Source organism: Acrocarpospora phusangensis (assembly GCF_016862995.1).
Taxonomy (GTDB): Bacteria; Actinomycetota; Actinomycetes; order Streptosporangiales; family Streptosporangiaceae; genus Acrocarpospora; species Acrocarpospora phusangensis.
In genome coordinates, this window is record NZ_BOOA01000039.1 from 21,613 (window position 1) to 34,201 (window position 12,589).

Sequence of the window (12,589 nt, forward strand, 5' to 3'; positions counted from 1 at the left end):
CCCGTTGCGGACATTTGCAAGCGGAACGGCGTATTTACGATATGTGCAAAAAAGCATATGGCGCTCTGCCGTAAGGCAGAACGCCATATGCGTCCGGAACTATCAGACCAGCGGACGGGCGGTCGGGGGGATGGCGACCGGCAGGGCGGTCTGGCCGGTCAGGTACTCGTCCACGGCCGCGGCGGCCGAGCGGCCCTCCGCGATCGCCCAGACGATCAGGGACTGGCCGCGGCCCATGTCCCCGGCCGCGAACACCCCGTCCACGCCCGTCTGGTAGGTCTTGTTGCGCGCCACGTTGCCGCGCGGGTCGAAGAACTCCCCGGCCGACAGTTCCGCCAGCTCGGACAGCAGGCCGCCCTGCTCCGGGCCGAGGAAGCCCATCGCCAGCGTGACCAGCTGGGCCGGGATCTCCCGCTCGGTCCCCGGCACCGGCTTGAACCCGGTCGCGGGGCCCTCCACGTCGACCAGCCGCAGCGCGGCCAGCCGGCCCTCCGCGTCCTTGACGAACTCGGTGGTGGACACCGCGTACACCCGGTCGCCGCCCAGTTCGGCCAGCTCCTCGTGGGCGCTCTCCATCTTGAACAGCATCGGGTAGGTCGGCCACGGCTGGGAGCCGGGCCGGTCGGCCGGCGGCATCGGCATGATCTCCAGCTGGGTGACCGAGGCCGCGCCCTGCCGGATCGCCGTGCCGATGCAGTCGGCGCCGGTGTCGCCGCCGCCGATCACCACGACGTGCTTGCCGCGCGCCGAGACGGTGGAGTCCCCGAAGCCCTTGTTGGCGGGCGGCAGGTACTCCATCGCCTGGTGCACGCCCTCGGCGTCCCGGCCGGGCGCCGGCAGGTCGCGCCACGCGGTGGCGCCGCCGGCCAGCACGATCGCGTCGAACTCGGCCCGCAGCTCGGCGGCCGTGACGTCCACGCCGACGTTGACGCCGGTCCTGAACTCGGTGCCCTCGGCCGCCATCTGCTCCATCCGGCGGTCGATGTGGCGCTTCTCCATCTTGAACTCGGGGATGCCGTACCTGAGCAGGCCGCCGATGGCGTCGGCGCGCTCGAACACGACCACGTCGTGGCCGGCGCGGGTGAGCTGCTGGGCGGCGGCGAGCCCGGCCGGGCCCGAGCCGACCACGGCCACCCTCTTGCCGGTACGGGCGAGCGGCGGCTGCGGCGTCACCCAGCCCTCCGCGAAGGCCCGGTCGATGATCTCCACCTCGACCCGCTTGATCGCGACCGGGTCGGCGTTGATGCCGAGCACGCACGCGGCCTCACAGGGCGCCGGGCAGAGCCTGCCGGTGAACTCAGGGAAGTTGTTGGTGGCGTGCAGCCGCTCGATCGCCTCCCGCCAGTCGTCCCGGTAGACCAGGTCGTTCCACTCCGGGATGAGGTTCCCGAGCGGGCAGCCGTTGTGGCAGAACGGGATGCCGCAGTCCATGCAGCGGGCGGCCTGCCTGGTCAGCCTCTCGGCCGGGAAGTCGTCGTAGACCTCCCGCCAGTCGCGGATCCGGACGTCCACCGGCCGGCGCGGCGGCAGCTCGCGGTCGTGCGTGAGAAACCCCTTCGGGTCAGCCATGAGTGTCCCCCCTCATCCGTGCGAAGCGGCCATGACGGCCTCGTCGATGTCCCGGCCCTCGGCCTCGGCCTCGGCGCGGGCGCGCAGCACCCGCTTGTAGTCGATGGGCATGATCTTGCCGAACCTGGCCAGCGCGGCGTCCCAGTCGGTGAGCAGCGCCTTGGCCACCGGCGAGCCGGTCTCGGCCAGGTGCTTCTCGACGGTCTCCCTGAGGAAGTCGGAGTCCTCGTCGGTGAGCGCCTCGATCTCCACCATCTCCCGGTTCACCCGGACCGGGTTGAGATCCAGCACGTACGCGATGCCGCCCGACATGCCGGCCGCGAAGTTGCGCCCGGTCGGGCCGAGCACGACCGCCCGCCCGCCCGTCATGTACTCGCAGCCGTGGTCGCCGACGCCCTCCACCACGGCGGTGGCGCCGGAGTTGCGGACGCAGAAGCGCTCCCCCACCACGCCCCGGATGAACGCCTCGCCGGAGGTCGCGCCGTAGAGGCCGACGTTGCCGGCGATGATGTGGCCGTCCAGGTCGTTGGCCGGGCGGACCGCGATCCGGCCACCGGACAGGCCCTTGCCCACGTAGTCGTTGGCGTCGCCGGTGAGCCGCAGGGTGATGCCGCGCGGCACGAACGCGCCGAAGGAGTTGCCGGCCGAGCCGGTGAACGACACGTCGATGGTGTTGTCCGGCAGGCCCGCGCCGCCCCACCTGCGGGTGACGTGGTGGCCGAGCATGGTGCCGACGGTCCGGTTGACGTTCCGGATCGGCAGCTCCAGGGTGACCCGCTCGCCGAACTCCAGCGCGCCCTCGGCCAGCTGGATGAGCGTGTTGTCCAGCGCCCGGTCCAGGCCGTGGTCCTGGCCCACGATCTGGTGCATCGGGGTGCCCGCGGGCAGCTCCGGCTGGTAGAGGATCGGGGTCAGGTCGAGCCCGGCCGCCTTCCAGTGGTCCACGGCCGCGTCGGTGTCCAGCAGCTCCGCGTGACCGATGATCTCGTCCAGCGAGCGGTAGCCCAGCTGGGCCAGGTACTCGCGGACCTCCTCGGCGATGAACTCGAAGAAGTTGACCACGAACTCGGGCTTGCCGGTGAAGCGCTTGCGCAGCTCCGGGTTCTGGGTGGCCACGCCGACCGGGCAGGTGTCCAGGTGGCAGACGCGCATCATGACGCAGCCGGAGACCACCAGCGGGGCGGTGGCGAAGCCGTACTCCTCGGCGCCGAGCAGGGCGGCGACGATGACGTCCCTGCCGGTCTTGAGCTGGCCGTCGGCCTGCACCACGATCCGGTCCCGCAGGCCGTTGAGCAGCAGCGTCTGCTGGGTCTCGGCCAGGCCGAGCTCCCAGGGCGCGCCCGCGTGCTTGAGCGAGGTGAGCGGGGAGGCGCCGGTGCCGCCGTCGTGACCGGAGATCAGCACCACGTCGGCGTGCGCCTTGGAGACGCCCGCCGCGACCGTGCCGACGCCGACCTCGGCGACCAGCTTGACGTGCACGCGGGCCCGCGGGTTGGAGTTCTTCAGGTCGTGGATGAGCTGGGCCAGGTCCTCGATGGAGTAGATGTCGTGGTGCGGCGGCGGCGAGATGAGGCCGACGCCGGGCGTGGAGTGCCGGGTCTTGGCGATCCACGGGTAGACCTTGTGGCCGGGCAGCTGGCCGCCCTCGCCGGGCTTGGCGCCCTGCGCCATCTTGATCTGCAGGTCGTCGGCGTTGACCAGGTACTCGCTGGTCACGCCGAACCGGCCGGAGGCCACCTGCTTGATCGCCGAACGGCGGGCCGGGTCGTGCAGCCGCTCCGGGTCCTCGCCACCCTCACCGGTGTTGGACTTGGCGCCCAGCCGGTTCATGGCGACGGCCAGCGTCTCGTGCGCCTCCATCGAGATGGAGCCGTACGACATCGCGCCGGTGGAGAAGCGCCGCACGATGCTCTCGACCGGCTCGACCTCCTCGATCGGCACGGGCGTGCCGGGGCGGAGCTTGAACAGGCCGCGCAGCGTCATCAGGGTCTCGGCCTGGCCGTCGACCAGGGAGGTGTACTCCTTGAAGATCTCGTAGCGCCGGGTCCTGGTGGCGTGCTGGAGCTTGAAGACGGTGGTCGGGTTGAACAGGTGCGGTTCGCCCTCGCGCCGCCACTGGTACTCGCCGCCCACCTCCAGCCGCCGGTGCGCGTTCTCGGCCCGCGGGTACGCCCTGCGGTGCCGCTGCTGGGCCTCCGCGGCCAGCACGTCGAAGCCGACGCCGCCCAGCCGGGAGGTGGTGCCGGTGAAGCACTCGGCGATCACGTCCTGGCCGAGGCCGAGCGCCTCGAAGATCTGCGCGCCGGTGTACGAGGCGACCGTGGAGACGCCCATCTTGGACATGACCTTGAGCACGCCCTTGCCGTACGCCTTGATCAGGTTGCGGACGGCCTTGCGCGGGTCGATCGAGAGCATGCCGGTGGCGGTCATGTCCTCGACGGTCTCGATGGCGAGGTAGGGGTTGATGGCGCTCGCGCCGTACCCGATGAGCAGGGCCATGTGGTGGCACTCGCGGGCCTCGCCGGTCTCGATCACCAGGCCCACCCGGGTGCGGGACTTCTCCCTGATCAGGTGGTGGTGGACCGCGCCGGTGAGCAGCAGCGACGGGATCGGCGCCTTCTCCGCGGAGGAGCCGCGGTCGGACAGCACGATGATCCTGGCCCCGTCCGCGATGGCCTGGGAGACCTCCTCGCGGATCTCCCGCAGCCGGCGCAGCAGCGCGTCCCCGCCGCCGCCCACGTGGAACAGGCCGGAGACGACGTGCGGCTGGAAGCCCGGCAGCGCGCCCTCGTCGTTGATGTGGACGATCTTGGCCAGCTCGTCGTTGTCGATCACCGGGTACGGCAGGACCAGCCGGCGGCAGGACGCCGCCCCCGGGTCCAGCAGGTTGCCCTCGGGACCGATCGTGGACTGCAGGGAGGTGACCAGCTCCTCCCGGATGGCGTCCAGCGGCGGGTTGGTGACCTGCGCGAACAGCTGGCTGAAGTAGTCGAACAGCAGCCGCGGCTTCTCGCTCAGCACGGCCACCGGCGAGTCGGTGCCCATCGAGCCGAGCGGCTCGCCCCCGGTGACCGCCATCGGGGTGAGGATGATCCGCAGCTCCTCCTCGGTGTAGCCGAAAGTCTGCTGCCGCTTCACCAGCGCCTCGTGGGTGGGGTGCTCGTGCTCGCGCTCGGGCAGCTCCTCGAAGCGCACCAGCCCGGCGTGCAGCCACTCCCCGTACGGCTCGGCGGCGGCCAGGTCGGCCTTGATCTCGTCGTCCTCGATGATCCGGCCGCGCGCGGTGTCGACCAGGAACATCTTGCCGGGCTGGAGACGGCCCTTGCGGATGACCCGCTCGGGCTCGATGTCGGCCAGCACGCCCGCCTCGGAGGCGAGCACGACCAGGCCGTCGTCGGTCACGTAGAACCGCCCCGGGCGCAGGCCGTTGCGGTCCAGGACCGCGCCGACCAGGGTGCCGTCGGAGAAGGAGATCGACGCGGGGCCGTCCCAGGCCTCCATGAGGGTGGAGTGGAACTCGTAGAAGGCGCGCCGCGCCGGGTCCATCTCGGTGTGGTTCTCCCACGCCTCCGGGATCATCATCAGCACCGCGTGCGGCAGCGACCGGCCGCCCAGGTGCAGCAGCTCCAGCGTCTCGTCGAAGGAGGCGGTGTCGGAGGCGTCCGGGTCGCAGATGGGGAACAGCCGCTCCAGGTCGCCGGGGATGAGCCCGGTGGCGAGCATGGCCTCCCGCGCCCGCATCCAGTTGCGGTTGCCCTTGACGGTGTTGATCTCGCCGTTGTGCGCGATGTACCGGTACGGGTGGGACAGCGGCCACGACGGGAACGTGTTGGTGGAGAAACGCGAGTGCACCAGGGCGATCGCGGTGACGTACCGGTCGTCGGACAGGTCGGGGAAGAACGGCTCGACCTGCTGCGGGGTCAGCATGCCCTTGTAGACGACCGTACGGCTGGACAGCGAGGCGAAGTAGACGTCCACCTCGTGCTCGGCCCGCTTGCGGAACGCGAAGGCGGCCCGGTCCAGGTCGATGCCGGTCAGCTCGCCGGCGGAGACGAACAGCTGGCGGAAGGACGGCATCACGGCGCGGGCGCTCGGCCCGCAGTGCGCGGTGTCCACCGGGACGTCGCGCCAGCCGAGCACGGTCACGTTCTCCTCGGCCGCGATCTCCTCGATCATGCGCATGGCCACGGCGCGGGCCTGCTCGTCGTGCGGCAGGAAGGCGAGCCCGGCCGCGTACGCCCCGGCCGGGGGCAGCGCGAACGGGGTGACGGCCCGGAACAGCGCGTCCGGGATCTGGGTCAGGATGCCGGCGCCGTCTCCGGTCTCCGGTTCGCTCCCCCGCGCTCCCCGGTGATCGAGGTTGATGAGCGCGGCCAGGGCCTTCGCGACGATGTCGTAGCTGCGGCGGCCGTTGACGTCGGCCACCATGGCGACGCCACAGGCGTCGTGCTCGTTCGCGGGGTCGTAAAGGCCCTGGGGCTCGGGAAAGCCCCCAGGACGGCCAAGGCGGGCAGCAGGCATGAAATCACTCCCGTCGTCATCTTCTGCGTGGAGACAGAGGGACGACGCTGGCCCTGCTGCAGTTGTGGTGTGTAGAGATTACCCCACCCGGTGCGAATGGTCCCAGCTGGGCATTCACGCGACATGCTCGGGCGGTGGTGCGCCGATAGGGTTTGCGGTTATGGCTATCGACGAGCTGTTCGCACAGGCCGGAGTGGATGGCAGGCGGCTCCGTAGGGCGGTCGCCCTCCTCGCGGATGGGCGCTGGTGGGCACTCGCCGATCTGGTCCGGGAGACCGCCACGTCGCGGCGGACGATCGAGGCGCTCCTGCGCGAGCTCCCCCTTGAGCACCGCGGCGAACGCGTCCGAATCCCAGCTGATCAGGCTAAACACTACAACACTGGCACCGAATCCGATATTTCGGACCCCGTGTCTCACCTTATGGACATATATCGGGATACGGTGGCCCAAATCGAGGAGTTGATCGCCAAGGCGCCCCGGGCCCGGCACACCCTCGACCACGTGGCGGCCACCGCCGACACCGTGGTGCGGCGGGCGCTGCTGCTCGGCGAGCGGTTCTGGCTGCCGGGATCGCGGGTGCTGTGTGTCGGAGATCACGATCTGACCTCGCTGGCGGTGCGGATGATCCATCCGGAGGCCGAGGTGGCCGTGGCCGACATCGACGAGCGGATCCTTCAGTATGTAGATGCCCAGGAACTGGGTATTCGCACGTTCTGGGCGGATCTGCGGCTTGGGCTGCCGCCGTCGGTGCGGGGCTGGGCGGATCTGGCGGTCACCGATCCGCCGTACACGCCGGAGGGTGTGGGGCTGTTCGTGGCGCGCGCCGCCGAAGGGCTGCGGGACCGCGACCAGGGGCGCGTCCTGCTGGCGTACGGGGCTTCGGAGCGGACGCCGATGCTGGCGTTGAAGGTGCAGCACGCGCTTTATGACCTGAATTTGCTGACCGAGGCGATGTTTCCGGACTTCAACCGGTATCACGGGGCGGAGGCCATCGGCAGCGCCGCCGATCTCTATGTGCTGCGTCCCACCACGAAGACCTGGCCCGCGGTGGCGTCCCGGGTGGACAGGCTGGCCACGGCGATCTACACGCAGGGGCCGCAGTCCGTGGAGTCCGCGCGATCGAGGGAAGATTTGCCGGGTCTTGCAGGAATCGAGGAGTTCGCTCCGGGGTTGCTGGCCGGGGACTGGCCGCGTGACCTGCTGCCGGGGGTTCCCCGGGTGCGGCTGTCGACGTGGCTGGCGAAGCCGTACGCGGCCGATCCGGAGCGGGTGGCGGTGGCCGTACCGGCGGGGCTGGAGGCCGTGCTCCCCCGGGTGCTGCTCGCCGCCCGGGCCCGCCGGGTCCGCGTGCTGCTCGCCGCCCCGCCCGCCGGCCTCGCCGACCTGGCCGAGCTGGTCTCCCCCGTGTACGACCTGGTCGCCGAGGGTTCCGTTCTCGACGCCGTACGGCGGGAGACGCCCGAGCGGGAAGCGGACCGGATCGCGCGCAGAGTCCTGGACAACGCGCACGGCAAGGCCGCGAACTCCTGGCGCGAGGCGCTCGTCTCCGCCCGGGACCTCACCAAACGGCAGGCCCGCGCGCTGGTTCCCGGCTGGGCCGACGCCACCGTCCTGGAGCTTCCGGCGCATCGCCTGGCCGCGCTGCCCCACGCGGCGGCGGACTCCCTGACGGCCGCTAGCCGGCCCGCAGGAGACGGGTCTGGAGGAACTGGCTGACCGAGTCCACGGCCAGCAGCGGGTCGGTGAGGTCCGGCTTCTCGTCGCCGACCGCGGCCACCCAGCTCACCACGGCGTAGTGCCCGAGCGCGCGGCCCTGCGCGGAACCGCCGTCGATCGCGGGCTGGCCGGGCGCGGGCCGCAGGAACGCGTCCTGCCGGAACGCCTGCACCAGCCGGTCGGCCGCCCCGGAGTCCGGCAGATTGAAGATCGCGAACTGACCGGAGACCCCGTCCGCGCTGTAGACGGCCCGCAGCACCTGCGTGCACCCCTGCAACGGCGGGCTCCCCCAGACCGCCTCCGCGCAGTTGGCCGAGACCGACGGCCGCCCGCGCCGCATCTTCACCGCGCCGAAGCTCAGTTCCTCCTTGGCGAAGACCTCGTCCGCCGCCAGCGGCTCGGGATCCACCTCGCGGGACACGATCGCCTCGTAGATCGCCGAGGACGACTCGGCGCGGAACACCTTCGGCCGCGGATCCCCGGCCGGCCCGGAGCACGCCACGAGGAGACACGCCCCCGCCACGATCACCCCGGCCCACCGCATGACGCCAGATCCTACTGAAACCACGGCCCCGGCACGGTCAGGGACTCGCGGGATTCCCCCGGGCGGGATCGTGCTCGCCTGGCGCCAGGCTTGCGGTCAGCCGGTGGGCGTCGCGCCTCCGGTGGCGGCGACGACGCGGCGGTAGACGGCCTTCTCGGCTTCGCGGACGGTGAGGTTGACGGTGACGAAGTCGTCGGAGGGCTCGGGTTCGGCGCCGTCGGCGCGGGCCACCCAGACGAGGCCGACGTAGTGGCCCATGGCGTGGCCGCTGGCCTCGGAGTAGCCGGGGAAGGCGGCCTGCTCGGGCTTGAGGGGCAGGGTCCAGCCGCCGCGGTGGAGGGCCTCCAGGTTGGTGACCAGGGAGTTGGCGGCCTCGGCGTCCCGCAGGTTGAGCAGGGTGTACTGCGCGACGTAGGTGACGCGGGGCGGGGGCTCGGGAGATCCCGTGGCAGTCGGGGTGGCGGAGGGGCTGGCGGTGCCCGTGGTCTTGGTGGTGACGAACAGGCCGCGGACCGCCTGGGTGCAGCCGGCGGCGGTCACCTGCTCGATCAGCTCCTGGCCCCAGAGGGCGTCGGCGCAGGCGCCGTCCAGCTTGCGCTGGGTGAGGCGCAGGGCCTGCCGTCCCGATCTGAGGGTCCGGGTGGAGAAGATCTCTTCGGCGGTGAGGGGTTTCGCGTCCGCCTTGCGGTCGGCGATGGGGGCGAACTGCTTGAGGGACGGCCAGGACTGGTACTCGGCGGGCCTGGCCTGGCCGAGGGCGGAACCGGCGGAGATCGAGGTGGGCGCGGCGGCGGTGCCGTTGATGCCGTCCACGGCCAGGCTCAGCAGCAGGGCCACGACCAGGAACGCGGCCACGCCGCCGAGCCCCAGCAGGACCTTCTGCTGCACGGGCGTGAGGCCGAGTTCGGCCAGGCGGGACTCGCTCCAGCGGTCCTGCGTGGCCGCCGGACGTCGTTTGCGGGCGCTCATATGCCGCTGGCTCCGACGATCGAGCCGAGACCCCAGGTCAGCGCGGCCGCGACCGCCCCGACCGTGAGCTGGCGCAGCCCGCTGAACCACCAGGTGCGGGCGGTCACCCGGGAGACCAGCACGCCCGCGCCGAACAGCGCGACCATGGCCAGCGCGGCCGAGACCCACAGCCCGCGCACGCCCGCCAGGTACGGCGCCAGCGGCACCGCCGCGCCCACGGCGAACGCCAGGAACGACGACACCGCCGCCGTGACGGGTGAGGGGAGGTCGCCGGGGGACACACCCAGCTCGTTCTGGGCGTGCACCTCCAGCGCCTGCACCGGGTCGCGGGAGATCTGCCGCGCGACCTCGGCCGCGAGCGCCGGATCGACGCCGCGGCTGATGTAAACCTGAGCCAATTCGTCCTGCTCGTCCTCGGGATGGCGGGCCAGCTCGCGGCGCTCGACCGCGATCTCGGCCTGGGCCAGCTCACGTTGGCTGGCCACCGACACGTACTCGCCTCCGGCCATGGAGAACGCGCCCGCCGCCAGCCCCGCCACCCCCGCCAGGGAGATGACCTTGGTGTTGGCGGTGCCCCCCGCGACACCCGCGATGAGCGCGAAGTTCGACACCAGGCCGTCCATCACGCCGAACACGGCGGGACGGAGCCAGCCCCCGGTGACGTCGCGGTGCGAGTGGTGCGCCTCCGCGGCCGGACCGGTCATCTGCCGCCTGCCTCCTCCCCCGAGACTCCGGAGGCGGCTTTGGACGTGGCTTTCCCGTCATCGGGATCGTCGGGATCATCGGATTCGGGGGATTCCGCCGAGTCCGGCACCGCGGGCTCCTCCTCGGCGGAGGCGACCTCGGCGGCCTCGGCCTGCTCCGGGCCGTGGGCGGGATCGTGGTCCCCGTCCCCGCCGGCCGGGACGATGATCTCCTCGGTGTCCTTGTTCCTGGTCAGCCAGAAGTACGCGAGCGCGCCCACCAGGATGACGACCGAGGTCCACTGGTTCAGCCGCAGGCCGAGGATCTCGTGCGCCGGGTCCACCCGCAGGCCCTCGATCCAGAACCGGCCGATGGTGTAGCCCGCGACGTACAGCGCGAAGAGGCGGCCGTGGCGGAGCGCGAAGCGGGAGCCGAGCAGGATCAGCACGCCCGCGAGCGCGAAGTCCCAGAGCGACTCGTAGAGGAACGTCGGGTGGTAGGTGGCCGCGCCGGGGACGGTGCCGGGGCGGCCCGGGTCGATCTCCAGGCACCAGGCGTAGTCGCAGGGGCTGCCGAACAGCTCCTGGTTGAAGTAGTTGCCCCAGCGGCCGATGCCCTGGGCGATGGCGATGCCGGGCGCGAGCGCGTCGGCCACCGCCGTCAGGGAGATGCCGCGCCGCCGGCAGGCGATCCACACGCCGACACCGCCGAGGGCGATGGCGCCCCAGATGCCGAGACCGCCCTTCCAGATGTAGAGCGCGTCGATCGGCCGGTTCGGGGCGTCGGCCCCGAAGTACAGCTGCCAGTCGGTGATGACGTGGTAGAGCCGGCCGCCGACCAGGCCGAAGGGCACGGCCCAGACGGCCAGGTCGGTGATGGTGCCGGGCTGGCCGCCACGGGCCCGCCAGCGGCGCTCGCCGAGCCAGACGGCGACGACGACACCGAGCACGATGCACAGAGCGTAGGCCCGGATGGGGATCGGTCCGAGGTTCCAGACCCCCTGAGACGGGCTGGGGATGTAGGCGAGGGGCATGTCACAGGACGCTACCGCGTCCGTGAGGCACTCGGGTACGGACGATCGTAAAGGACCTGTCACAGCCACTCCCCGCGGGCCCGCTCACTTGCCCGCCGCCGTGACGGCTTCCCGCAGCTTGGCGGGCACGAACGCGGTCTCGTTGGGCAGCGCCACGCCGTCCAGCTTCAGCTCGGGGGTGCCGCCGATGTTCTGTTTCCGCAGCACCTCGACGGACTGGTCGGCCTGCGCCTGCGCGTGCTTCTGCGAGGTCACGCAGGTCGGGAAGGCGGAGTCGGTGACGCCGGACTCCTCGCCCCAGGCCACCAGGTCGTTGAGGGCGAAACCCTCGACGGTCTCGCTCGGCTGGTTCGCGAACAGCTTGTCGTGGAAGGCCATCCAGTGCTTGCCGTCGGCGATGCAGCGGGCGGCCGCGCCGGCCCGCAGCGAGTTGGACCTGGTCGGCTCCTGCCGGAAGATCGTCAGCGGGTGGTAGACGACCTTGGCCTTGCCCTCGGCGGCCAGGTTCTTGATCGTGCTGCCGCTGCTGTCCTCCAGCGCCTTGCAGGCCGGGCACTGGAAGTCCTCGTAGACGTCCAGCACCGGCGCGGTCACCCCGGCCTTGGCCAGGGTGACCGTGCCGTCGCCGTTCACGGTGGCCGGGGGCAGGGCCAGCGCGGGCTGCTCCGCCGTGTCCTGGGTCGCCGCGTACCAGGAGCCGAAACCGATGGCGGCCACGGCGACCACGCCGACGACGCTGATGGTGACCAGGCGTTTACGCCGGTCCCGCTTGCGTTCGGCGGCCCGCTGCGCCGCGATGCGATCGCGTGCCGACGCTTCCCGCGCACCCTTGCTCATGAATCGTTCCCCTCGTCGTGATCGTGCAGGTCGTGATGGCCGGGCCGGTCGGCCAGGCCCAGGACGGAGTCGAGGGCCAGCCGGCCGGGCGGGAAGCGGGCGGCCCAGGCCGCGCACAGCACGAGCCCGCCGTCGCGGAGCATCTCCGTGAGGTAGCCGGGGTCCTGGCCGGCCGCGAGCGTGCCGTCGCCGCCGAAGCAGCCGCAGTCGATGCGCAGCCCCCGCGCCCACGCCGAGGCGATGCCGGCCACGAAGGCGAGCATGAGCAGCCCGGCCACGACGGCCGAGACACGGGTGAGCAGGCCCAGGACAAGCAGCGCTCCGAGGACGATCTCCAGGATGGGCAGGCCGTAACCCACGGCCGTGGCGACCCCGCCCGGCAGCAGCTCGTACGCCTTGACCGCCTGCACCGAGAGGGCAGGGGCGCCGATCTTGAGCCAGCCCGCGGCGATGAGCACGCCGCCGAGCATGAGCCTGGCGAAGGTCGTCACCCAGGGTACCGCTACATCAGCGGAGAGTGACCATCGGGGAGCAGGAACTTCCGCTGCCACGTGAGGAACTCCTTCTACTGGCGGCCGGGGCGGCCACCGCCCACGAAACCTATTGGACCAAGCTCACCACGGACTCGATAAGAGCTGAGTAAGCCGCGAGTGAACCCCGCATAATACCTCAAAAAGGACAAAACGGCCGACCCCCTGTGGGGGCCGGCCGTGGC

Annotated in this window: 9 protein-coding genes; 1 reads left to right on the top strand and 8 read right to left on the bottom strand. The window is 71.6% G+C overall.

Annotation, left to right across the window (positions count from 1 at the left end):
• Positions 1-102: 102 nt before the first annotated feature.
• Together Aph01nite_RS23060 and gltB are read right to left on the bottom strand one after the other, a co-directional pair.
• Complete coding sequence (locus Aph01nite_RS23060; protein WP_204043038.1) at positions 103-1,569, bottom strand: glutamate synthase subunit beta; 1,467 nt, start codon at positions 1,567-1,569, stop codon at positions 103-105.
• Between the two features lie 12 nt (positions 1,570-1,581).
• The gene (gltB, locus tag Aph01nite_RS23065; RefSeq protein ID WP_204043039.1) at positions 1,582-6,090 is read right to left on the bottom strand and encodes a glutamate synthase large subunit; all 4,509 of its coding nucleotides are present in this window, start codon (positions 6,088-6,090) and stop codon (positions 1,582-1,584) included.
• A gap of 442 nt (positions 6,091-6,532) precedes the next feature.
• On the opposite strand from gltB, the gene Aph01nite_RS42225 reads away from it, so the two are divergent.
• Positions 6,533-7,807, top strand: a complete 1,275-nt coding sequence (locus tag Aph01nite_RS42225) for a bis-aminopropyl spermidine synthase family protein (RefSeq protein WP_275419275.1) — start codon at positions 6,533-6,535, stop codon at positions 7,805-7,807.
• On the opposite strand, the gene Aph01nite_RS23075 is transcribed toward Aph01nite_RS42225, so the two are convergent.
• The 6 genes from Aph01nite_RS23075 to Aph01nite_RS23100 all read right to left on the bottom strand — a co-directional run bounded on the left by Aph01nite_RS23075 (position 7,767) and on the right by Aph01nite_RS23100 (position 12,365).
• Positions 7,767-8,351, bottom strand: coding sequence for a hypothetical protein (locus tag Aph01nite_RS23075; RefSeq protein WP_204043041.1), 585 nt, complete (start codon positions 8,349-8,351; stop codon positions 7,767-7,769). The two genes, Aph01nite_RS42225 and Aph01nite_RS23075, sit on opposite strands and share 41 nt — an antisense overlap.
• A gap of 96 nt (positions 8,352-8,447) precedes the next feature.
• Positions 8,448-9,320 carry a hypothetical protein gene (locus Aph01nite_RS23080; protein ID WP_204043042.1) on the bottom strand — a complete coding sequence of 291 codons (873 nt, stop codon included), beginning with the start codon at positions 9,318-9,320 and terminating at the stop codon, positions 8,448-8,450.
• Entirely contained in the window at positions 9,317-10,024 is a 708-nt protein-coding gene (locus Aph01nite_RS23085; RefSeq protein ID WP_204043043.1) for a VIT1/CCC1 transporter family protein, read from the bottom strand. The genes Aph01nite_RS23080 and Aph01nite_RS23085 overlap by 4 nt, the downstream gene beginning before the upstream one ends.
• Positions 10,021-11,037, bottom strand: coding sequence for a prolipoprotein diacylglyceryl transferase (gene lgt / locus Aph01nite_RS23090; RefSeq protein WP_204043044.1), 1,017 nt, complete (start codon positions 11,035-11,037; stop codon positions 10,021-10,023). Before lgt ends, Aph01nite_RS23085 begins: the two co-directional genes overlap by 4 nt.
• Before the next feature lie 84 nt (positions 11,038-11,121).
• Complete coding sequence (locus Aph01nite_RS23095) at positions 11,122-11,874, bottom strand: DsbA family protein (protein ID WP_204043045.1); 753 nt, start codon at positions 11,872-11,874, stop codon at positions 11,122-11,124.
• Positions 11,871-12,365 (bottom strand): MauE/DoxX family redox-associated membrane protein, encoded by a 495-nt coding sequence (locus Aph01nite_RS23100; RefSeq protein WP_204043046.1) that lies wholly within the window; start codon positions 12,363-12,365, stop codon positions 11,871-11,873. The genes Aph01nite_RS23095 and Aph01nite_RS23100 overlap by 4 nt, the downstream gene beginning before the upstream one ends.
• Positions 12,366-12,589 lie beyond the last annotated feature (224 nt).

Bases quoted from the DNA above. Each gene is read 5' to 3' on its own strand.
- Aph01nite_RS23085 (WP_204043043.1), bottom strand. From the start codon at position 10,024: ATGACCGGTCCGGCCGCGGAGGCGCACCACTCGCACCGCGACGTCACC.
- gltB (WP_204043039.1), bottom strand. From the start codon at position 6,090: ATGCCTGCTGCCCGCCTTGGCCGTCCTGGGGGCTTTCCCGAGCCCCAG.
- Aph01nite_RS23080 (WP_204043042.1), bottom strand. From the start codon at position 9,320: ATGAGCGCCCGCAAACGACGTCCGGCGGCCACGCAGGACCGCTGGAGC.
- Aph01nite_RS23095 (WP_204043045.1), bottom strand. From the start codon at position 11,874: ATGAGCAAGGGTGCGCGGGAAGCGTCGGCACGCGATCGCATCGCGGCG.
- Aph01nite_RS23060 (WP_204043038.1), bottom strand. From the start codon at position 1,569: ATGGCTGACCCGAAGGGGTTTCTCACGCACGACCGCGAGCTGCCGCCG.
- lgt (WP_204043044.1), bottom strand. From the start codon at position 11,037: ATGCCCCTCGCCTACATCCCCAGCCCGTCTCAGGGGGTCTGGAACCTC.
- Aph01nite_RS23075 (WP_204043041.1), bottom strand. From the start codon at position 8,351: ATGCGGTGGGCCGGGGTGATCGTGGCGGGGGCGTGTCTCCTCGTGGCG.